Consider the following 20,259-nt stretch of genomic DNA (forward strand, 5'->3'; position numbering starts at 1 on the left):
CCCACCTTGGTGTGGACTGTCAGGCCCTGTATTGCAATGCGCCCGCGCCATGGTGGGGGCGGCCCTCTCCATGAAAAATCCATTTTCACGGATTTTTTTCCGAGATAGTGAAATCTTCTATTTGGGAATTTCTTCCGTTATGATAGATGCGATTCCACGGATAAGGAGTTTCCCGCCATGAGCACTGCATTTCTGAACGATATCTCTGAGACGCTGGCACAGATTGAGGCCGATGGCCTGTACAAGCGGGAACGAATGATCACCTCCCCACAAGGGGGCGAAATTGAGGTGCAGGATGGCACGGGCGGCACCCGCGAGGTGATCAACCTCTGCGCCAACAACTACCTGGGCCTTGCCGATCACCCGGATCTGATTGCAGCGGCGCGTGGCGGGATGGATGACAAAGGCTTTGGCATGGCCTCGGTCCGCTTTATCTGCGGCACGCAAGACATCCACCGTGAGCTGGAGCAACGCCTGGCCAAGTTCCTGAACAAGGATGATGCCATTCTGTTTGCCGCCTGTTTTGACGCCAACGGCGGGTTGTTCGAGCCGCTGCTGGGGCCAGAGGACGCCATTATCTCGGATAGTCTGAACCATGCGTCGATCATCGACGGGGTGCGCCTGTGCAAGGCCAAGCGCTATCGCTACCTCAACAGCGATATGAGTGATCTGGAGGCCTGGCTGAAACAGGCCCGCGCGGATGGCGCACGCCATATCATGATTGCCACCGACGGGGTGTTCTCGATGGATGGCTATCTGGCCAAGCTGCCGGAAATTCGCGCCCTGGCGGATAAATATGACGCGGTGGTGATGGTGGACGATTGCCACGCCACCGGGTTCATGGGGCCAAATGGCGCCGGAACACCGGATCATTTTGGCGTCGATGTGGACATCGTCACCGGGACTTTGGGCAAAGCACTGGGAGGGGCCATTGGCGGTTATATCGCCGGGCCGCAGCCAGTGATCGACCTGCTGCGGCAGCGGGCGCGGCCCTATTTGTTCTCCAATTCGCTGCCGCCTGCAATTGTCGCTGCCGGGTTAGAAGCCATCTCATTGGTTGAAAAAGGCGCCGACCTGCGCGCCCGGCTGTTTGAAAATACCCGTTTCTGGCGCCAGGGCCTCAGCGATCTGGGGTTTGATTTGTTGCCCGGCGAACACCCCATCGTACCGGTGATGCTGGGCGAGGCGCAGCTGGCACAGGATATGGCGGCAGCGCTGTTTGACCAGGGCGTCTATGTCTCGGGGTTTTTCTTCCCCGTGGTGCCGCGCGGCCAGGCCCGTATTCGCACGCAGATGAACGCCGCCCTGACCCGCGCGGAACTGACCCGCGCGCTGGCTGCCTTTGGCAAGGTGGGCAAAGACCTGGGGATCCTCACATGACACGACCAAACACCATGACGGCGCTGGAAAAGTCGCATCCACGTGAAGGCCTGTGGAAGGTGCAGGCACCGGTGCCGGAAATCGGCCCGGATGAGGTGCTGATCAAGATCAACAAGACCGGCATCTGCGGCACCGATGTACATATCTGGAACTGGGACGCCTGGGCGCAAAAGACGGTGCCCGTGCCGCTGATCACCGGGCATGAATTTGCCGGTGAAATCGTCGAGCTGGGGCGCAATGTCACTGATCTGGCGATTGGCCAGCGCTGCTCGGGCGAGGGGCATTTGATTGGCCATCATTCCCGGCAAAGCCGCGCCGGGAAATTTCACCTGGATCCCGAAACCCGCGGTATCGGCGTCAACGAACAGGGCGCCTTTGCCCAGTATCTGGCGCTGCCGGCCTTTAATGTTGTGCCGCTGCCGGATGATATTTCCGACGACATCGGCGCGATTCTCGACCCGCTTGGCAATGCGGTGCATACTGCGCTCAGCTTTGATCTGGTGGGCGAAGACGTATTGATCACCGGCGCCGGCCCGATTGGCATCATGGCCGCTGCGGTGGCGCGCCACGCCGGCGCCCGCCATGTGGCGATCACCGATGTGAACCCCGGTCGGCTGGAGCTGGCCGCCAAAGTGGCCAATGTGCGCCCTGTCAATGTGGCCCACGAAGATCTGAATGACGTCATTGCCGAACTTGGCATGCGCCAGGGCTTTGATGTCGGGCTGGAAATGTCGGGCAACCAGAGCGCGCTGGATCAAATGGTCGAAGCCCTGGTGATGGGCGGGCGCATCGCCCTGCTTGGCATCCCGCCGGGAAAATCTCCGGTCGACTGGAGCCGCATCGTGTTCAAGGCGCTGACGCTCAAAGGGGTCTACGGCCGCGAGATCTTTGAAACCTGGTACAAGATGATCGCCATGTTGCAAAATGGTCTGGATGTGAGCGCCGTCATCACCCACCGGTTTGGCGTCGAAGACTTTGCCGAGGGATTCGCGGCGATGAAATCGGGAAATAGCGGCAAGGTGGTCCTGGACTGGAACCAGATCAATCAGCCCTGAGCCAATTAAAGCTGGTAATCGGCGGCAACAAAGACAACTTGGGCCTCAGCCAAAGGGAACTCACTACCGAACCGCCGATCACACTTCCAGCATACACAAAATTTCTTTACTGAATATGTGCAATTTACGCACAATTGTCACTTTCCCGGATCAGCTGGTGCTTTTAAGGGGCCAAAAGAGGACTGCGCCCCTCAGCACCAAGCACCCAGCAGTCCCGCCCCTCAAACACAGCTGCCGTGAGTGCGCGACCAAAGCCGGCGCCGGAATCAAGGTTGACCCGATTGCCACGATGTTCCGGCGCGGGGATCTGTGTATGCCCATGTACCACCAGCCAGGGATGGTCGCTCTGATCGTTCAGGAATTCCTGGCGGATCCAGATCTTGTCATCCTGGCTTTGGTCCTCCAGTGCCACACCCGGGCGAATGCCGGCATGGACAAACAGCAGCTCGCCCTCCTGGTGATAATCCGGCAACGCATTCAGAAAGCGGCGATGGTGCTCGGGCACCACCTTTAACGCCTGAGTGTGCAGCTCGTAAATCCGGGTGCCCTCGGTCACCTCGGCGCCGTAGGATTGCAGCGTCTCAGCCCCGCCGATGCGATCATGCAGCCAGTGATAGCCCACCAGCAGGCGCGCATCATTGCGCGGGTAATCCTCCATGAACATGGAAAACATCCGGTCGTGATTGCCCATCAGACAGACCCAATTGCGCCCTGCTGCCAGCCCCTGTGACAACAGCTCAATCACCCCGCGCGACTCCGGCCCGCGATCAACGTAGTCGCCCAGGAAGACCACACGCGCATCCGGCCCGCCATCCGCCTCGATCCGCGCCAGCGCCTCCTCCAGCATGCCTAGCTGGCCGTGAATATCACCAATGGCGTAGATCGGTTGGGTCATGGGGCATCTCCTTGGCTCAGTTGCGCAATTGATGACCCAAGCCGCCGCACATCACAAGGGCAGAGCTGCGACAGTGCCAAGGGAGCCCCCACAGAGGCGCGCTTGCCTCGCCGCGAAGCAGATCCTAGGCTTGCAACCATTGGTTAAGGGGATTTCATGCGCAACATTCGGACATGGGCGGATATCAAAAAGGCCCGTTGGGCTAAAGAGCTGACTGCGGCTGAAGAACAATTGATTGAGTGCTGCCAAGAAGGATGGCTTTGCAAATTAGGCGACGGCACCTTGCCCACCGCCCCCAGCGATACCCGTACAGTCGGCGCAGATCTGTTGCGCTATCTGATATTGGGTGGTTGCAAAAAATATCGGGTTCACAACAGTGGTATGCAGCTTTGTGGTGCATACGTTCAGCACTCTCTGGATTTGCACTACGCAAAAACCAGCGGTGCAACGATGTTGGTGAACAGCTTCTTTGAAGAAAAAATTGAGGCCCATCGCTGCAGATTTGACGGCCTAATTCTGCAAGGTAGCACTTTGCAAAACGGACTCAATGCACATGCCGCAGAGTTCAAAGGAAATGTCGTTCTCAGAGAAGGTTTTCGCTCCTTGGGATTTGTGAATCTTATGGGAGCTGAGATTGGGGGCCAGCTCAATTGCAGCAATGGCTTTTTTTCTTCAGACGGACAAATAGCATTTTCGGCTCAAAGCGCTTCTATTGCAGGCAGCCTGTTCATGAACGGTGGATTTTGCGCAACCGAAATTGTTGATCTAAACAACGCTGTCATCGGTGGGACGCTTGACTTCACAAATAGCTCATTTTTTGGAGATGGAATTCGTGCTCTTCATTTGCAAAGCACAAAAGCGAATAGCCTTTTTTGGCGCGGTGTACACGAATGCAGAGGTTTACTGGATCTGAATGGTGCATATTTCTCAACAGTAGCTAGCGACATAGAAAGCTGGGACAAAACCCAAGAGTTTCTATTAGATAATTTCACCTACGATCATCTTGTAACAAATGCCCACGCTTCTGAACTCATCTCTTGGGTTCAAAGCGGATCAACTATGGATGGAAAATTCTCACCACAGCCCTACACACAACTGGCCAAGGTGCTGCGCGAGATGGGGCATGATCATGGGGCGCGGCAGGTTTTGCTGGCGAAGGAAAAGCGACTCGCCCAGGCTGAGAAACAGCGGGGGCGGGATCGCATTGCGGCGCTGAAGGCGGAACACGCCAAGCCCGCGTTTCGAGACCAATCCCAGCAGGCGCAGCAAAACAGCCAGGTTGAACTGGCAAAGCTGTGGGAGGAACAGTTTTTCGCGACCCTTTGGAGCGGGACCCTGCGCAGGCTGGTCGGCTATGGCTACAAACCAAGGCTGATCTTTTATTGGACCGGCGGTGTTATTCTGGCCATGGCGATTCTGTCGTCGCTCACCTACAGGCTAGGTGGCATGGTGCCGAACGCCCCGGTGGTGCTGTTGTCGGACGAATGGGGACGGGCCGTTATTGAACTCAACCCGGCAGAGGCTTGGCTGGCGACCCCGGCCGGACAACACTACGAGACCTTTTGCGCCCTCGCATATGCCGCAGATGTCTTCATCCCGCTGGTGCCATTAGGGCAAGAGGTCGCCTGGGCGCCAACAACCGCAACCAAACTGGGGGCAGTTCTCTGGGTGTTGAACTGGCTGGTAAAACTCGCGGGCTGGTTCATCACCGCCCTGGGCGCGGCGGCGATTGCTGGGGTTATTCGGCGGGAATAACAACAGACATGAAAAAGCCGCCGGGGGGGTCCTTCCGGCGGCTTTCTTTTTTTCGCGTTAGCCTTGATCAGGCAACGTCAAAAACCAGCGGTTTGATCTGGTTGAACAGATCGCTTTCGGCCAGTTTGGCGCGGGCTTCGGCGGGGACGACGTCGTCCACATAGAGCAGCGCGATGGCCTCGCCACCGGCCTCAGACCGGCCCAGGGTAAAGTTGGCGATGTTGACGCCGTGCTCACCCATGGTCTGACCCAGGGTGCCGATGATGCCGGGCACGTCGTTGTTGGTGGTGTAGAGCATATGTGCACCCACCTCGGCGTCGATATTGATACCCTTGATCTGGATAAAGCGCGGCTTGCCATCCGAAAACACCGTGCCCGCAACCGAGCGTTCGCGCTTGTCAGTGACGGCTGTCACCTTGATATAGCCATCAAAGGCACCGGTTTTGTCCTGATTGGTGGTGGAGATCTGGATGCCACGTTCCTTGGCCACCACCGGGGCGGAGACCATGTTCACATCCGGGTTCACCTTTTTCATGATGCCCGCAACCACGGCGCAGTTCAGCGCGTCCAGGTTCATCTCGGCGGCGACACCATCATAGAGGATGTTGATCGCCTTGATCGGCTCATCCGTCATCTGCCCCACAAAAGAGCCCAGGTGTTCAGCCAGTTTGATCCAGGGCCCCATGACCTTGGCTTCTTCGGCAGTGACGCTTGGCATGTTGAGCGCGTTTTCAACGGCACCAGTCAGCAGGTAGTTCGACATCTGCTCGGCCACCTGCAGGGCGACGTTTTCCTGTGCCTCGGTTGTTGCCGCGCCCAAATGGGGCGTGCAGACCACGTTGGGCAGGTTGAACAGGGTGTTTTCCTTGGCAGGTTCTTCGGAGAACACGTCAAAGGCCGCACCAGCCACATGGCCCGAAGTCAGCGCCTCGGCCAGGGCCTCTTCGTCCACCAGGCCACCACGGGCACAGTTAATGATGCGCACGCCTTTTTTGGTCTTGGCGAGGTTTTCACGGGACAGGATGTTGCGGGTCTGATCGGTCAGCGGCACATGCAGAGTGATAAAGTCGGCGCGGGCCAGCAGGTCGTCCAGCTCGACCTTTTCAACGCCCATCTTGTCGGCCTTTTCCTGCCCCAGGAAGGGATCATAGGCGATGACTTTCATCTTCAGCCCACGGGCGCGGTCACAAACGATGCCACCGATATTGCCGGCGCCAATAACGCCCAGGGTTTTATTGGTCAGCTCGGTGCCCATGAATTTGGACTTTTCCCATTTGCCGGCATGGGTCGAAGCAGAGGCCTCGGGGATCTGGCGCGCCACGGCAAACATCATCGCAATCGCGTGCTCGGCAGTGGTGATCATGTTGCCAAAAGGCGTGTTCATCACGATCACACCTTTTTTCGACGCGGCTTCCTTGTCGATGTTGTCGGTGCCGATGCCGGCCCGGGCAATGACCTTGAGGTTGGTGGCATTGGCGAGGATCTTGTCCGTCACCTTGGTCGCCGAGCGGATGGCCAGACCGTCATACTGACCAATGACTTCGGCCAGTTTGTCTTTGTCTTTGCCCAAATCGGGCTGGAAATCCACGTCGATGCCGCGATCACGAAAGATCTGTACGGCGGCTTCGGAGAGTTTGTCGGAGATGAGTACTTTGGGAGCCATGTTGGGAGGTCCTTTGAATATCGGGGGCCGGAGGTGCGATAGGGCAGCAACCGACCGAGGGAAGGGGGCGATGCGCCCGCCCGTCAAACCAAAGGTTTGCCTTTGGCAATACGGGGCGGTTGGGCGCTACCCGGCCTATCGGCCGGGCAAAATACTTTAGCCTTGTGCGGCAATCTCGGCCTCAAAGGCCCAGGCAAGCCAGGGCAGCATGGCCTGGATGTCAGCGGTTTCCACCGTGCCACCACACCAGATCCGCAGACCGGCCGGCGCGTCACGATAGGCACCGATGTCCAGCGCGATGTTTTCCGCTTCCAGACGCTTGGCCACGGCCTTGGCAAAGGCAGCGCCGTCCTGAATGCGCGCGTCAGTGAACTTCAGACAGACCGAGGTATTCGAGCGCGTCGCCGCGTCTTCGGCCAGATTGGCGATCCAGTCGTTGGCTTCGCAGAAATCAAACACGGCCTGCGCATTGGCATCAGCCCGGGCGATCATGCCTGTCAGGCCACCCACCGAGCGGGCCCAGTCCAGCGCAAAGAGGTAATCCTCGACCGCCAGCATCGACGGCGTATTGATGGTGGCACCGGTAAAGATACCCTCGATCAGCTTGCCGCCTTTGGTCATCCGGAAGATCTTGGGCAGGGGCCAGGCCGGGGTGTAGCTTTCCAGCCGTTCCACAGCGCGGGGCGACAGAACAATCATCCCATGGGCCGCTTCACCGCCCAGAACCTTCTGCCAGGAAAAGGTGGTCACATCCAGCTTGTCCCAGGGCAGATCCATCGCAAAGGCGGCGCTGGTCGCGTCGCAGATGGTCAGACCGGCGCGGTCATCGGCAATCCAGTCGGCGTTGGGAACCCGCACGCCAGCGGTGGTGCCATTCCAGGTAAAGACCACATCGTTGGTGCAATCGACAGAGGCCAGATCAACGATCTGACCGTAGTCGGCGGTTTTCACCTCGGCGTCGATCTTCAGTTGCTTCACCACATCGGTGACCCAGCCTGCACCAAAGCTTTCCCAGGCCAGCATCTCAACCCTGCGTTCGCCCAAAAGCGACCACAGGGCCATTTCAACCGCGCCAGTGTCAGACGCGGGAACGATGCCGATACGATAGTCAGCGGGGATGCCCAGGATTTCGCGGGTGCCTTCGATGGCATCCTTCAGCTTGGCCTTGCCAATGCTCGCGCGGTGGCTGCGACCCAGGGGGGCGTCGGCCAGTTTGGACAATTCAAATGTAGGGGGTTTGGCGCAGGGGCCAGAGGAGAAACGCGGGTTGGCCGGCCGCGTTGCCGGTTGCTGAGTAGCCATAAATGCTATCCTTACAGATATCTGCCCTTCGTTGGGGAAGGGTGTCCCGCTGCTAGAGCTAGGGGGCAGACAGGCATGCCGCAAGCACAAAATGGCCACTGAGCGCCGCTTTGGATTATTTTTGCGACACATCGTGACGCCTTTCGGAAACTTCTTGGCGATCACCACTTCCGTGTTAGGTTTTGAACCGTGAATTCATTGCAGCTCTGGTCACCACATCCGGCTGCGCAAGACCTTTGATTCTGGAGTAATGGAAATGATTCGTTTTCTGTTTGTCGCCTGCCTCGGCCTGATCATTTTTGGGAATACCGCCCAGGCACAGTCCTATCCCACCTGCTTCAATGCACAGAACATTCCGGTCAGCTATTTTCCGGATCAGACAATTCCTGACATTGCGATTGCGAAAAACGCGCCAAACGGGATGCCCGTTGTGCTGTGGAACCCCAGTGTCACCGCCAACATGCATCCCGCGACTGTCGAATTTTTCTATTACCACGAATGCGCCCACCATGCGCTGGCCCATACTCTGGGCAATTACTTCCCTGGTGCCGAAGCGCAGGCCGATTGCTGGGCCAAAAAGACCATGATCGGCATCGGGGTGCTGACGCCTCAGAAATATCAGGTCGTTGCCCAGCAGCTGTTTCAGAATTCAAAACCTGGCATGGACTGGCCCAACGGCGCGGTGCGGGTGCAATATCTCAACAACTGCTGACGCTTCACCCGCAGTCGGGTTCTTGGCAGTCTGAACTGGCCTCTGGGGAGCAATTATGGCGCCATGGTGAGGGTCATCCTGGCAGAACTCCCCCACAACCGCTGGATCGCTGTGGAGTTGTTCAAATTGGGCGAACTCTAGCGGCACCCCCGCAGGTCCAAAAGTTTGGGGGCTGGTTCCCACCGGCTCCGGAGGCTATGAGAGCGCGACCCACGCGCCAGATGGAACTGTCTCATGTATATAGCCACGCTGCTTTGCAACCCTGCCAAACCCTGCCTGGATCCTGCCCTGGTCGACTCCCTGCGCAATGCCTGGGGCGGCGGCGAGGTCCTCTGGCTTGCCCCTGATATCGCAGCAGAATTCGCGCTCGAAGCCCGGCCTGACAATCAATGGCAAGTCTGGGAAGACCTGCAGAATATCGGCGTGGATCTGGTGCTGCAGCCCGCCGCCAACCGGCGCAAAAAGATGCTGCTGGCCGATATGGATTCGACCATGATCGAGCAGGAATGCATCGACGAGCTGGCCGAAGAAGCAGGCGTTGGCCCCAGTGTAAAAGACATCACTGCCCGCGCCATGAACGGTGAGCTGGATTTTGACGGCGCCCTGATCGAACGGGTCAGCCTGCTGAAAGGTCTGCCCGAAACCGTCATCACTCAGGTTCTGGACACGCGCATCTCGCTGATGCCCGGCGGCCCAACTCTTTTGGCCACCATGAAGGCTGCGGGGGCCTATGCCGCCCTGGTCTCCGGTGGCTTTACCGCCTTTACCACCCGCATCGCAGCCGAGCTTGGCTTTGACGAGAATCGCGCCAATACGCTGCTGGTGGCGGATGGGAAGCTCACCGGCAAGCCAGGTCTGCCGATCCTCGGGCGGGCGGCCAAGGTGGAAGCGCTCGAACAGATCACCGCCAAGCTCTCTCTCAGCGAGGCAGATGTGATCGCTGTCGGCGATGGCGCCAATGATCTGGGCATGTTGCTGCGCGCCGGGTCCGGCGTGGCGCTGCATGCCAAACCCTCGGTTGCGGCCCAGTGTGAAATCCGCATCAACCACGGTGATCTGACCGCGCTGTTGTACATTCAGGGCTATGCCCGCTCCGATTTCAAAGGATAAAATCAGATGCTGGAAGTGGGTATTGAAACCCTGCTGTTGTTGATGGCAGCGGGGTTTGTTGCCGGGTTTATCGACGCGGTTGCGGGGGGCGGTGGCTTGATCACCGTGCCTGTGCTGCTGCTGGCCGGCGCCAATCCGGTAACAGCCCTGGCCACCAACAAGATCCAAGGCTTGTTTGGCGCCGCAACCGCCGCCCGCGCCTATGCCAAAGGCGGCCATGTGACCCTGCGGGATCAGGCGGGATCGGCGCTGATTGCCTTTGTGGCCTCCATCCTTGGCGCCCTGCTGATCACCATATTGCCCACCGGTTGGATCCGGATGATCCTGCCGGTTCTGCTGATCGGCATTGCTCTGTTTTTTGCCTTCAAAAAGGGGCTTGGCGATCAGGATCGTGCCCGCCGCCTCAGCCCTGCTGTTTTTGCCATGACCATGGTGCCGCTCTGCGGAGCCTATGACGGGCTGCTGGGACCGGGAGCTGGCAGCTTCTATATGCTCGCCTTTGTCTCGCTTGCGGGCTACGGCATCCTAAAGGCAACCGCCCATACCAAACTGCTGAACCTGGCCTCCAACGCCGGGGCGCTTTGTGCCTTTGCGCTGATGGCAACGCCCTGGTGGATCACCGGGTTGTGCATGGGCGTTGCGCAAATTGCCGGCGCACAGGCTGGCGCAACCCTGGCCCAGACCAAAGGCGCCACGCTGATCAAACCCCTGCTGGTGCTGACCTCACTTGCCTTGGCGATCAAGCTGATCTGGGACATGCTTTAGCCCCAAATCCGCATCCCCAGTTTTCCGCATCCCCAGTTTCAGGCGCTGCCGCGCCGCGCGATAGCGCGGCGCCGGGCCCAAGGGTCGGCGTTTCGGCCCCGAAACGCCGACGGGCGGGAGCCCCCCCCCTTTGCCCTGTCTGTCACCGGCCGCGCAAATAGCTCTGGCTAGAACAGCATCTCGGCGCTGGGGCGCACAGAGCCGCAATTGATACCGCGCCGGTTCAACAGGGGCGCATTGACATATTTACGGGTCTCGGGATGATCCGCATCCAGCACCCCCAGCCCCACCAGGATAGAGGCAATGACACATTCGCTGGCGCGGGTGGCGCCATCGACAATCTTCACCGCGACCCCCAGTTTCTTTTCGGGAATGATGGCAACAAACACCGCCTCGGCTCCGGTTTTCACCGCAACTTTGCCCCCCATGGCCCGCATCAGATTGGTGCAGGCGCGGGTTTCCCCCGCCACCAGATCCGGATGTGTCACCATCGCCGAAACCAGCTGCGCCGCCGCATCCGAGGCACGATCAGAGCGATCCGCAGCCGAGGCAAACCAGGACATCGCTCGCGCCAACCCATGCACCGTGGTGGCAAAATTCGGCGCCGAGCAACCATCAATGCCATAGGTGGGGCTCGCCATATCCGTCGCCTCTTCAAAGGCCGTGAGGCAGGCCTGCTGCACCGGATGGTCGATCTCGACATAGTCAGGCCCAGCGCCCAGATGCTGATTCAGGGTCAAAAATCCGGCGTGTTTGCCGGAGCAATTGTTATGCACCTGGCAGGGGCTGCTGTCGGTCTTGATCAGTGCGTTGCGGGCCGGGATATCGTCCGGCTCTTGCGGTCCACAGCGGAAATCATCATCGCCCAGCCCCAGCTGCGCCAGCCAGGAATTCACCCGGTCGGTATGGATATGGGCGCCATTATGCGAGGCACAGGACAGCGCCAGCTGCTCGGTGTTGAGACCATATTTGGCCGCCGCCCCAGAGGTGATCAGCGGCAGCGCCTGGATCATCTTGGCCGAGCTGCGCGGGTAGATCACCGCATCCGCATTCCCCCAGCTGCGCACAATCTGACCGTTGTCATCGCAGATCACCGCATGGCCCAGATGCAGGCTCTCCAGCAGGGATCCACGCCAAACTTCTGCCATTGGAACCGGTTTTGTCATCGTTTCAGCCTCTTTTGTTGGCGAATTCCTGCCAAACGCACTTTCGCCCGTAGCGCTTGTTACGTTAATGTGCTTGTGTATGGCAAGCGAGAGCATCTGGTAGAGACGGCGGTCTAAACGCTGCTCGCTCTCACAGAAATTGAGGTAGAGACAGTCTTGGAGTCGGGACAAATGGCATCGAAACTCGCCCGTATCATCGCGGGCCTGTGTCTGGCCGCTATGGCCACAACTGCAACCGCGCAGCAAACCACCACTGACAATCGCGTCGGCGCCAATGTGGATTGGAGCGTCTTTCAGGGTGACAGCCCAAAAGAATGCTGGGGCGTGTCTGCCCCCAAGGAAAGCGTCAACACCCGCGACGGCCGTGTGGTCGCCGTGCGCCGCAGTGAAATACAGCTCTTTGTCTTTTACCGACCCGACAATGGCGGCAAGGGTCAGGTGACCTTTACCGGTGGCTACCCCTTTGCCCCCGGATCGACAGTCAACATGACCATTGGCGATACCGAGTTTGAACTTTTCACCGAAGGCGAATGGGCCTGGCCTGCGACGGCAGCGGATGATTCCAAGATCATCACCGCCATGAAACGTGGCGCCGGTGCGGTGCTGACGGCGCGTTCGGCGCGGGGCACCCAGACCAAGGACTCCTTCTCGCTGCTCGGGTTTACCGCTGCAATCGAAGACGCGGAAAAGCGCTGCGGCAGCTGATCACCCATTACCAGCGGTCTTGCCAAGCGGACCTGCCCTGCACCCTGGCCACTGGCCGGGGTTTTGCATTTGCACCCCGCCCTACTATGGTGGTCCGTACAAAACGGACCAATATCAATTGGGCCTCTGCATAGCCGGTCTGCGAAGGAATCTTTTGATCTTTTGCCGATCTCCTATATAGACCCGCATTCACCCTCCAAACCTAGAGTCGAGCTGCCATGACTGCCAACGCGCCGATCACCCAAGACGTCCTGACCCTGCCGCGCAAGCTGCCCGAGGGTGGCAAGACCAATCTCGTCGGCATGACCCGTGACCAGATGCGTCAGGCGCTGATTGATATTGGCATCCCTGAAAAACAGGCAAAAATGCGGGTTGGTCAGATCTGGCAGTGGATTTACCAGTGGGGCAAACGCGACTTTGCCGAGATGACCAATCTCTCCAAGACGCTGCGCAGCCAGCTGGAAGAGGGTTTTGAGATCGCCATCCCCGAGGTGGTCAGCAAACAGGTCTCCGAGGATGGCACCCGCAAATATCTGGTGCGCATTGCCGGCGGTCACGAGGTCGAGGTGGTCTATATCCCCGAAACCGATCGGGGCACGCTGTGCATCTCCAGCCAGGTGGGCTGCACCCTGACCTGCTCCTTTTGCCACACCGGCACCCAGAAGCTGGTGCGCAACCTGACCGCAGCCGAAATCATCGGTCAGGTGATGATGGCGCGTGACGATCTGGACGAATGGCCCGTACCCGGCACCCGCAACACCGATGAGGCACGCCTGCTGTCAAACATCGTGCTGATGGGCATGGGCGAGCCACTGTATAACTTTGACAATGTCCGCGACGCGATGAAGATCGCCATGGATCCCGAAGGCATCCAGCTCAGCCGTCGCCGCATCACCCTGTCGACCTCGGGCGTGGTGCCGGAAATCGCCCGCACGGCGCAGGAAATCGGCTGCCTGCTGGCGGTGTCTTTCCATGCCACCACCGATGAGGTCCGCGACAAGCTGGTGCCGATCAACAAACGCTGGAATATCGAGGCCCTGCTGGAGGCCCTGCGCGCCTATCCTCGCCTGGCGAATTCCGAACGCATCACCTTTGAATATGTGATGCTGGACCATGTGAACGACAGCAAGGAAGATGCCCACCGGCTGGTCAAACTGATCGAGGGCATTCCGGCCAAGATCAATCTCATTCCCTTTAATGAGTGGCCCGGCGCGCCCTATAAACGCTCCTCTGGCAACCGCATTCATGCCTTTTCCGATATCATCCACGCTGCCGGCTATGCCTCTCCGATCCGCAAACCTCGCGGCGAAGACATCATGGCCGCCTGTGGCCAGCTGAAATCCGCAACCGAACGCGCCCGCAAAAGCCGCAAACAGATCGAGGCGGAGACCGGGGTGAAACCCTGACGGCCCGCTAGACTGATCTTCTGACAGCGCCCTTTTGAACAATCAAAATGCCTTGGGACCAGATGGCCCCGAGGCATTTTTTTAGCACCGTTTGCTGTGACGTCGGTTTTTGTGGCCCTGTTCTCTGTGGACCCGTTTTCTGTGGCGCCAGGGTGACACCGGGATTGGTGCCACAATCTTTCCTCAAACTGGATATATTCCGGCCACAGGACAACAACAGTTTCGTCAGCAGAGACAATCAAGAGAATCTGTAAGGACTGAACATGACCCTGGAAACACATATCCCCCACCCGGCCAACAGCAACCTGGAGCCCTATGTGCTGGACCTGATCCGCGAAGAGCGTGAAAAAGCGCTGAGCCCACGTGAATGGCAGTTCCGTCTGCGCGGCTATGGCTACGCAATCAAAGATGTCGATGGCGCCCAGATTGTAACCAGCCTGCCCAAGGGTATCGAGATTGGCGTTCTGCCGCCAGAATTCGCCTAATCCGGCGCCTCCCTCAGATTGAGGGAAACGCCGGTCATGGTTAGACCCTAACGCTCGCGGCCAGGCAGGCTGTCGCGGGCAGGTTCGGGCGACCAGTTGTGAATGATCTCAGCCGCCTCTTCCGCAGTTTCGACAAATTTGAACAGGTCGAGATCCTGCTCAGAAATCGTCCCGGCATCCGCCAGCGCCTCCCAGTTGATGATCTTCTCCCAGAAGGCGCGACCAAACATGATAAACGGCACCCGCTCCATCCGGCCCGTCTGAATCAGGGTCAGGCTCTCGAACAGCTCATCCAGGGTGCCAAAGCCCCCCGGAAACACCGTAATTGCCGCCGCCCGCATCAGAAAATGCATCTTGCGGATGGCAAAATAATGGAAGTTAAGGCTGAGCTCAGGAGTCACATATTCATTGGGTGCCTGCTCATGTGGCAGCACAATGGACAGGCCAACAGATTTGCCCCCCACATCCTGCGCGCCCCGGTTGCCCGCCTCCATCACACCGGGACCACCCCCGGTGACAATCACATTCTTGCGCCCACCGCTTTTGATCGAGCTCTGCGTCATCATCCGGGCAAATTCCCGCGCCTCATCGTAGAAATGCGACAGATCCGCCAGCGTCTGTGTCCGGGCGCTCTCTTTGTTGGCAGGGCTGGGAATACGCGCGCCGCCAAACATCACGATGGTGCTTTCGATCCCCTGCTCGTCGAGGATCAGCTGTGACTTTAGCAATTCCAGCTGCAACCGGACCGGACGCAGCTCCTCTCGGTATAGAAAATCCTCATCCGCAAAGGCCAGCCGATAGGCCGACGAGGCAGACTGCGGGGTCTGCGGCACATGTTCGGCGCGATCTCTGTCAGAGTGGGCGTCCGGGAAGCGGCTGTGGCGATCTTCACTCATGGTGTGTCAGGCAATCCTGTTTGAAATTCTGGAGCTTCAGCTTAGCCTCCTTGGACCCGGAGGCACCAGCCCTGCTGATGCCGGTTGAACAGAATTGATGCGCCACTGCAAAGGCTTGTATCAGCATCGACAATCGCTAAGGTCTGGCCCGCGCAACCAGGAGAGACTGCACATGGACTGGACCACCGAAATCAAAGCCGCTGCTGGCCGCATCGCAGGCCATATTCAGATCACGCCGGTGATGCAGACGATGGGATTTGGCCTGGGCTATCCCATTGAGATGAAGCTGGAACACATGCAGCATACCGGCAGTTTCAAGGCGCGCGGTGCCTTTAACACGCTGCTGAGCCAGGATGTGCCAGCCGCCGGTCTGGTCGCCGCATCAGGGGGCAATCACGGCGCCGCTGTCGGCTATGCAGCCCATCAGCTGGGCCACAAGGCGCGGATCTATGTGCCCGAGATGGCAGGCCCCGCCAAGATTGCCCTGATCCGCAACACCGGTGCCGATCTGCAGGTGGTGCCTGGTGCCTATGCCAATGCGCTGGAGCAGGCCCAGGCCTATGAGCAGGAAACCGGCGCCGGACAGGTACATGCCTATGATGCCCCCGGCACCGTCGCCGGTCAGGGCACCTGTTTTGCCGAATGGCAGGACCAGGGCCTGGCGGCTGATACCGTGATCATCGCAGTTGGCGGCGGCGGATTGATCTCCGGGGCCATGGCCTGGTTTCAAGGCGCCAAAAAGATCATCGCGGTGGAACCCGAAACCTCCTGCGCCCTGCATGCCGCTCTCGATGCTGGGGCACCAGTGGATGTTGAGGTTTCCGGTGTGGCCGCAAATGCCCTGGGGGCGCGCCGGATCGGTTCGATCTGTTTTGATCTGGCACAGCAGCAGCGCCAGGCCGGGCATCTGACCTCGCTCACCGTCACTGATGCGGCTATCACCGCGGCCCAGACCGCCCTGTGGCGCGAACGCCGGGTGCTGGTTGAACCCGCCGGCGCCACCGCCCTGGCGGCGCTGATCTCGGGTGCCTATCACCCTGCCGCGGGCGAAAGAGTGGCAGTGTTGCTGTGTGGCGGCAATATTGCCCCGGATCCGCTGGCCTGAGGCTTGCACCAACATCGCAGCCGCCCTATCGACCTGTCATGAGCGCAACAATCGCAGATACAATCTATCAGGCCCTGAGCGAGCGGATCGTGACCGGCGCGCTGCAGGCCGGGGAAAAGCTGCGACAGGACCATATTGCCCGGGATTTTGACACCAGCCATGTGCCGGTGCGCGAGGCCCTGCTGCGGCTCGAAGCCCACGGGCTGGCAATTTCCGAACCCCGGCGCGGCACCCGTGTCAGCGCATTGAACCCCAGTGAAATCCGCGAGGTGATCGAAATGCGGGTCGCTCTGGAGATCCTGGCGCTCACCCATGGCTTTGCCCGCATCTCCAAGGCGGATCTGGACGCGGCAGAGGCGGCGCGCATCGCCTGCGACGCCGCCGAGGACATGGCAACCTGGGAACGCTGTAACCGGGCCTTCCACCGGGCCATCCTGGCGCCCTGCCAGATGCCCCGCTTGCTGGCGTCGATTGATGATCTGCATATTGCCTCGGCCCGGCATCTGTTTGCCAATTGGCGGCACCAGTGGCGCCCCCGCATAGATCAGGATCACGCCGCCATTGTGCAGGCAATGCAGCGCCAGGACGCCGCTGCCGCCTGCGAAATCCTGCGCCGCCACCTGCGCCGGGTCGGCTAAAGACGTCAAAACGCCGGGCGGGGCGTCATTTTGGCCGCAATCCGGGCATGACCTGCGTGCAGATTGCCGTTAGAAAGCTGCGAATCCTAAATTTACACACACGCCGGAGTACCCCCAATGTCCAACGCTCAGCTGGAAACCGCGATCGAAGCCGCCTGGGAGGCCCGTGACAGCATCACCCCCGCCACCACAGGCGCGCAACGCGAGGCCATCGAGGCCACATTGCACGCATTGGACTCGGGGTCGCTGCGGGTTGCCGAAAAACAGGAGAGCGGCGACTGGCATGTGAACCAGTGGGCCAAAAAGGCCGTGCTGCTGGGCTTCCGTATCAAGGATATGGAAATGCAATCCGGTGGTCCGCAGGGCTCTGGCTGGTGGGACAAGGTCGACAGCAAATTCATGGGCTGGGGCGATGCCGAATGGAAAAAGGCCGGTTTCCGCGCCGTGCCCAACTGCATCGTGCGCAAAAGCGCCTATGTTGCGCCTGGCGTGGTGCTGATGCCCTCCTTTGTGAACCTGGGCGCCTATGTCGATGAAGGCACCATGGTTGACACCTGGGCCACCGTTGGCTCCTGTGCGCAGATCGGCAAGAACGTGCACCTGTCGGGCGGCGTTGGCATTGGCGGCGTGCTGGAACCCATGCAGGCCGGTCCCACCATCATCGAGGACAACTGCTTTATCGGCGCCCGTTCCGAGGTGGTCGAAGGCTGCATCGTGCGCGAAGGCTCGGTTCTGGGCATGGGCGTCTATATCGGCAAATCCACCAAGATCGTCGACCGCGAAACCGGTGAAGTGATGTATGGCGAAGTACCGCCCTATTCGGTGGTTGTGTCGGGCTCGATGCCATCAAAGAACAACGTCAGCCTGTATTGTGCGGTGATCGTCAAGCGCGTCGATGCGCAGACCCGCTCAAAAACCGGCATCAATGAATTGCTGCGCGACTGATCCCGCTGCTCTGAGTTTACATGCTGCGCGTCTCCTTGATCCCAAGGAGGCGCGCATTTTGTTTGGAGCGGTTATTCTGGACTGTCTATTGATTGGACTGTCCATTGACCTGTCTAGAGGTGCCACAAGCGCAGCAGCACCGCCCTGCCATCCTGCACAATATCCACGGAACCACCGGCGACACCCTGCCATCCCTCGCCGGTGCTGAGCTGCTCAACACCCGCAGAAGTCTCCAGCTGCAGGGATCCCTCCAGAACAAAGATCAGTTGGGGTCCATCGTCAAAGTGGTGCAGGCCCGCGTCGCAGATTTGCATCTCGGCGCCAATGCGCTTTGGGTCATAGATCAGATTAAAGGCCGCGCAGGCGCCCTGTCTCAGCTGCGCGGTGAGATCCAAACCACCGTCAAAATGCAGCGGTTTCAGGGGATCTGCCGCAAGCTGCACATCGGGATTGGACAGCTGCAACCCGGCGCCCGAAACGATACAATGAATGCGCGACAGGCCGGGGAAAGCAGAGAACGCGCCGTCCTGATCGATCCGGGCCAGACTGGCGCGCCAGATCATATGCCCTCCGGCGGCCTCTTCGCGGGCCAGTTCACGCGTAGAGCCACCACCGTTTTTCCAAACCTGGGGCGAAATCTGGGAGAGCGAAAACCGCATGGGGTCTCCTGTAGCTGACTATGGGTCCTACAGGTTTGAAACCTTTGCAGACCCGCCGCAAGCCTGATCAATCTGAATTCGATTGACCCCAAGGCGCCGACAGGGCTATGGCGACGATATGGAAAAAAAGAAGATATCCCGCCAACAGGTCTATACGCTCCTGGTTCAGATCGGTCGCAAAGAAGGCGATGGTCTGCCCGAGGGGGCAACCGGGGCTGCCTTGATGATCTATGCCTCTGGCGTGGATGAGGCAGAGGCCGTCCGCGAGACAGTCGCCATCCTGAAACAGGCGGACACCGCACCGCTGGATGTCACCGGCTACGGCACCCTTGCCGAACGTCAGGAAGAAGGCCACGAAATTGGTGAAGAAGAACACGCGCTGATGCAGCGTGCGCTGGAAGAGAACGCCGTGATCGTTGCCCAGATGACCCCCTTCTTTGAGGGCGAAGAGCCCGTTTTTCACTAGCGTCCCGGCAGCGGGGCAAGGCCGGAAGAAAGCTATGGCCAGGTTTGCCGTTAGTGCAATCGGCCAAACCAGCTATGATAAAGCGTTTCATAGCTGCCATCTTCCTGCATTTCCAACAGGCTGCGGTTGACCTGCTCGGTCAGCTCAGAGCCCTGCGGGAAGACAAAACCGTAATATTCACGCAGGAAGACTGATCCGATGGTGCGGCCATACTCGCTGCCGCCCTGCTGCACATAGTAGTTCAGCACCGGCGCATCAAAAACCACGACGCGAATATCCCCTGCCTCAAAGGCCGTCAGCAACTCATCCAGGGTTTGGAAGCCGCGATAATCAATGTCACGGCGCTGCAAAAAGTTGGCGGCGGTGGAGCCGGCGATGGTGCCGGTGCGTTTGCCATAAAGGTCATTCACCGAGGAGACCGAGCCGCTGATGGCCTCAACCGTCATCACGGCAGTGATCTTGGCGACAAAAATCGACACGATGAACAGGGAAGACAGCACAAGCAGCACGCCAAACATCCGCCCGATGGCGGTGCGGGGCACCCGTTCTTCAAAGCCGCCATTTACCACCAGGTTGAGCGCCCACCAGAAGGAGGGGAACCAGGCTTCTTTAAGGGGGCGGTCAAAATAGGGCTGGGCACGTCGTTCCAGTGCCCACATGAACATCCCGCCCACCAGCAGCAGCAAAAACGCCAACCCGATGGCCAGGGCCAGGTCCCAGGACAACAGCGCATTCATCAGCGAGGGTTCCCGTACATCCGCAGCCTGCACCAGGATCTGCAGCCCGCTTTCAAACACTGGCTGACTAAAATCCATCTCTGCCTCACGGGCCGAGGTGATCGAGATATTCGCTGCGGCCAGATCCACCTCTGCATCCCGAACACCAGTCAGCATCTCGGCAAAGGTGTCCTTGCGGTGAATGGTAAGTTCCCAATCCAGGCGCTTGCCAATTTCGCGCAGCAGCTCGATGGTAAAGCCGGTCTCGCGCCCGTTTTCAATCATTGAAAAGGGTGGCCGGGTCACCGTATTGACATCTACCACCTGCGCCGCCAGCGCATTTCCCCAAAGCAGGAACAGAAACGGGGGGATACAGCGAAGAGCACGCAAATCAATACCTCAGGATCGGATACATCATTTCTGAATAGGTCTTAG

At 59.3% G+C, this 20,259-nt stretch carries 20 protein-coding genes; 13 read left to right on the plus strand and 7 right to left on the minus strand.

Going from position 1 to position 20,259, the window contains the following annotated elements:
• Nucleotides 1-177 precede the first annotated feature (177 nt).
• Complete coding sequence (locus ARCT_RS0121950; RefSeq protein WP_027241994.1) at nt 178-1,380, plus strand: glycine C-acetyltransferase; 1,203 nt, start codon at nt 178-180, stop codon at nt 1,378-1,380.
• The gene (gene tdh / locus ARCT_RS0121955) at nt 1,377-2,435 is read left to right on the plus strand and encodes an L-threonine 3-dehydrogenase (RefSeq protein WP_027241995.1); all 1,059 of its coding nucleotides are present in this window, start codon (nt 1,377-1,379) and stop codon (nt 2,433-2,435) included. The genes ARCT_RS0121950 and tdh overlap by 4 nt, the downstream gene beginning before the upstream one ends.
• Before the next feature lie 163 nt (nt 2,436-2,598).
• Here tdh and ARCT_RS0121960 read toward each other — a convergent pair whose 3' ends face one another.
• The gene (locus tag ARCT_RS0121960; RefSeq protein ID WP_027241996.1) at nt 2,599-3,330 is read right to left on the minus strand and encodes a metallophosphoesterase family protein; all 732 of its coding nucleotides are present in this window, start codon (nt 3,328-3,330) and stop codon (nt 2,599-2,601) included.
• Between the two features lie 156 nt (nt 3,331-3,486).
• On the opposite strand from ARCT_RS0121960, the gene ARCT_RS0121965 reads away from it, so the two are divergent.
• The gene (locus ARCT_RS0121965) at nt 3,487-5,085 is read left to right on the plus strand and encodes a hypothetical protein (RefSeq protein ID WP_027241997.1); all 1,599 of its coding nucleotides are present in this window, start codon (nt 3,487-3,489) and stop codon (nt 5,083-5,085) included.
• 67 nt (nt 5,086-5,152) lie between these two features.
• Here the strand turns inward: ARCT_RS0121965 and serA are convergent, their stop codons facing one another.
• Both serA and ARCT_RS0121975 read right to left on the minus strand, forming a co-directional pair.
• On the minus strand, nt 5,153-6,748 hold the full coding sequence (gene serA, locus ARCT_RS0121970) for a phosphoglycerate dehydrogenase (protein ID WP_027241998.1): 1,596 nt from the start codon (nt 6,746-6,748) through the stop codon (nt 5,153-5,155).
• 156 nt (nt 6,749-6,904) lie between these two features.
• A complete protein-coding gene (locus ARCT_RS0121975; RefSeq protein ID WP_027241999.1) occupies nt 6,905-8,050 on the minus strand; it encodes a phosphoserine transaminase in 1,146 nt (381 codons plus the stop codon).
• Nucleotides 8,051-8,306: 256 nt separating this feature from the next.
• On the opposite strand from ARCT_RS0121975, the gene ARCT_RS0121980 reads away from it, so the two are divergent.
• The 3 genes from ARCT_RS0121980 to ARCT_RS0121990 all read left to right on the plus strand — a co-directional run bounded on the left by ARCT_RS0121980 (nt 8,307) and on the right by ARCT_RS0121990 (nt 10,637).
• Nucleotides 8,307-8,762, plus strand: a complete 456-nt coding sequence (locus tag ARCT_RS0121980) for a hypothetical protein (RefSeq protein WP_036785319.1) — start codon at nt 8,307-8,309, stop codon at nt 8,760-8,762.
• Between the two features lie 234 nt (nt 8,763-8,996).
• Nucleotides 8,997-9,872 (plus strand): phosphoserine phosphatase SerB, encoded by an 876-nt coding sequence (serB, locus tag ARCT_RS0121985; RefSeq protein WP_027242001.1) that lies wholly within the window; start codon nt 8,997-8,999, stop codon nt 9,870-9,872.
• A 6-nt stretch (nt 9,873-9,878) separates the two neighbouring features.
• Nucleotides 9,879-10,637 (plus strand): TSUP family transporter, encoded by a 759-nt coding sequence (locus ARCT_RS0121990; protein ID WP_027242002.1) that lies wholly within the window; start codon nt 9,879-9,881, stop codon nt 10,635-10,637.
• A gap of 167 nt (nt 10,638-10,804) precedes the next feature.
• On the opposite strand, the gene ARCT_RS0121995 is transcribed toward ARCT_RS0121990, so the two are convergent.
• Nucleotides 10,805-11,803, minus strand: coding sequence for an asparaginase (locus tag ARCT_RS0121995; protein ID WP_027242003.1), 999 nt, complete (start codon nt 11,801-11,803; stop codon nt 10,805-10,807).
• A 171-nt stretch (nt 11,804-11,974) separates the two neighbouring features.
• Here ARCT_RS0121995 and ARCT_RS0122000 point away from each other — a divergent pair, with 171 nt between their 5' ends.
• The 3 genes from ARCT_RS0122000 (at nt 11,975) to ARCT_RS0122010 (ending at nt 14,399) form a co-directional block, all read left to right on the plus strand.
• On the plus strand, nt 11,975-12,508 hold the full coding sequence (locus ARCT_RS0122000) for an invasion associated locus B family protein (RefSeq protein WP_027242004.1): 534 nt from the start codon (nt 11,975-11,977) through the stop codon (nt 12,506-12,508).
• A 218-nt stretch (nt 12,509-12,726) separates the two neighbouring features.
• On the plus strand, nt 12,727-13,914 hold the full coding sequence (rlmN, locus tag ARCT_RS0122005) for a 23S rRNA (adenine(2503)-C(2))-methyltransferase RlmN (RefSeq protein WP_027242005.1): 1,188 nt from the start codon (nt 12,727-12,729) through the stop codon (nt 13,912-13,914).
• Nucleotides 13,915-14,177: 263 nt separating this feature from the next.
• A complete protein-coding gene (locus ARCT_RS0122010; RefSeq protein ID WP_051360950.1) occupies nt 14,178-14,399 on the plus strand; it encodes a hypothetical protein in 222 nt (73 codons plus the stop codon).
• Nucleotides 14,400-14,446: 47 nt separating this feature from the next.
• Here the strand turns inward: ARCT_RS0122010 and ARCT_RS0122015 are convergent, their stop codons facing one another.
• A complete protein-coding gene (locus ARCT_RS0122015) occupies nt 14,447-15,295 on the minus strand; it encodes an LOG family protein (RefSeq protein WP_027242007.1) in 849 nt (282 codons plus the stop codon).
• Between the two features lie 172 nt (nt 15,296-15,467).
• On the opposite strand from ARCT_RS0122015, the gene ARCT_RS0122025 reads away from it, so the two are divergent.
• The 3 genes from ARCT_RS0122025 (at nt 15,468) to dapD (ending at nt 17,983) form a co-directional block, all read left to right on the plus strand.
• On the plus strand, nt 15,468-16,400 hold the full coding sequence (locus ARCT_RS0122025) for a threonine/serine dehydratase (protein ID WP_027242008.1): 933 nt from the start codon (nt 15,468-15,470) through the stop codon (nt 16,398-16,400).
• Between the two features lie 38 nt (nt 16,401-16,438).
• Complete coding sequence (locus tag ARCT_RS0122030; RefSeq protein WP_027242009.1) at nt 16,439-17,038, plus strand: GntR family transcriptional regulator; 600 nt, start codon at nt 16,439-16,441, stop codon at nt 17,036-17,038.
• 117 nt (nt 17,039-17,155) lie between these two features.
• The gene (gene dapD / locus ARCT_RS0122035; RefSeq protein ID WP_027242010.1) at nt 17,156-17,983 is read left to right on the plus strand and encodes a 2,3,4,5-tetrahydropyridine-2,6-dicarboxylate N-succinyltransferase; all 828 of its coding nucleotides are present in this window, start codon (nt 17,156-17,158) and stop codon (nt 17,981-17,983) included.
• A gap of 113 nt (nt 17,984-18,096) precedes the next feature.
• Here the strand turns inward: dapD and ARCT_RS0122040 are convergent, their stop codons facing one another.
• Nucleotides 18,097-18,642: a HutD/Ves family protein gene (locus ARCT_RS0122040; protein WP_027242011.1), complete on the minus strand. Its 546-nt coding sequence runs from the start codon at nt 18,640-18,642 to the stop codon at nt 18,097-18,099.
• 118 nt (nt 18,643-18,760) lie between these two features.
• Between ARCT_RS0122040 and ARCT_RS0122045 the strand changes: the two genes are divergently transcribed.
• Nucleotides 18,761-19,108, plus strand: a complete 348-nt coding sequence (locus ARCT_RS0122045; RefSeq protein ID WP_027242012.1) for a hypothetical protein — start codon at nt 18,761-18,763, stop codon at nt 19,106-19,108.
• A 50-nt stretch (nt 19,109-19,158) separates the two neighbouring features.
• Here ARCT_RS0122045 and ARCT_RS0122050 read toward each other — a convergent pair whose 3' ends face one another.
• On the minus strand, nt 19,159-20,214 hold the full coding sequence (locus ARCT_RS0122050) for a transporter substrate-binding domain-containing protein (RefSeq protein WP_051360952.1): 1,056 nt from the start codon (nt 20,212-20,214) through the stop codon (nt 19,159-19,161).
• Nucleotides 20,215-20,259 lie beyond the last annotated feature (45 nt).

It is taken from the genome of Pseudophaeobacter arcticus DSM 23566, assembly GCF_000473205.1.
GTDB classification, from domain to species: domain Bacteria; phylum Pseudomonadota; class Alphaproteobacteria; order Rhodobacterales; family Rhodobacteraceae; genus Pseudophaeobacter; species Pseudophaeobacter arcticus.

Coding starts and splice junctions, on each gene's coding strand:
- ARCT_RS0122015 (WP_027242007.1), bottom strand. CDS start 15,295: ATGAGTGAAGATCGCCACAGCCGCTTCCCGGACGCCCACTCTGACAGA.
- ARCT_RS0122025 (WP_027242008.1), top strand. CDS start 15,468: ATGGACTGGACCACCGAAATCAAAGCCGCTGCTGGCCGCATCGCAGGC.
- ARCT_RS0122000 (WP_027242004.1), top strand. CDS start 11,975: ATGGCATCGAAACTCGCCCGTATCATCGCGGGCCTGTGTCTGGCCGCT.
- ARCT_RS0122045 (WP_027242012.1), top strand. CDS start 18,761: ATGGAAAAAAAGAAGATATCCCGCCAACAGGTCTATACGCTCCTGGTT.
- ARCT_RS0121965 (WP_027241997.1), top strand. CDS start 3,487: ATGCGCAACATTCGGACATGGGCGGATATCAAAAAGGCCCGTTGGGCT.
- serA (WP_027241998.1), bottom strand. CDS start 6,748: ATGGCTCCCAAAGTACTCATCTCCGACAAACTCTCCGAAGCCGCCGTA.
- ARCT_RS0121950 (WP_027241994.1), top strand. CDS start 178: ATGAGCACTGCATTTCTGAACGATATCTCTGAGACGCTGGCACAGATT.
- rlmN (WP_027242005.1), top strand. CDS start 12,727: ATGACTGCCAACGCGCCGATCACCCAAGACGTCCTGACCCTGCCGCGC.
- dapD (WP_027242010.1), top strand. CDS start 17,156: ATGTCCAACGCTCAGCTGGAAACCGCGATCGAAGCCGCCTGGGAGGCC.
- ARCT_RS0121995 (WP_027242003.1), bottom strand. CDS start 11,803: ATGACAAAACCGGTTCCAATGGCAGAAGTTTGGCGTGGATCCCTGCTG.
- ARCT_RS0122040 (WP_027242011.1), bottom strand. CDS start 18,642: ATGCGGTTTTCGCTCTCCCAGATTTCGCCCCAGGTTTGGAAAAACGGT.
- ARCT_RS0121990 (WP_027242002.1), top strand. CDS start 9,879: ATGCTGGAAGTGGGTATTGAAACCCTGCTGTTGTTGATGGCAGCGGGG.
- tdh (WP_027241995.1), top strand. CDS start 1,377: ATGACACGACCAAACACCATGACGGCGCTGGAAAAGTCGCATCCACGT.
- ARCT_RS0122010 (WP_051360950.1), top strand. CDS start 14,178: ATGACCCTGGAAACACATATCCCCCACCCGGCCAACAGCAACCTGGAG.
- ARCT_RS0121980 (WP_036785319.1), top strand. CDS start 8,307: ATGATTCGTTTTCTGTTTGTCGCCTGCCTCGGCCTGATCATTTTTGGG.
- ARCT_RS0122030 (WP_027242009.1), top strand. CDS start 16,439: ATGAGCGCAACAATCGCAGATACAATCTATCAGGCCCTGAGCGAGCGG.
- ARCT_RS0121960 (WP_027241996.1), bottom strand. CDS start 3,330: ATGACCCAACCGATCTACGCCATTGGTGATATTCACGGCCAGCTAGGC.
- serB (WP_027242001.1), top strand. CDS start 8,997: ATGTATATAGCCACGCTGCTTTGCAACCCTGCCAAACCCTGCCTGGAT.
- ARCT_RS0121975 (WP_027241999.1), bottom strand. CDS start 8,050: ATGGCTACTCAGCAACCGGCAACGCGGCCGGCCAACCCGCGTTTCTCC.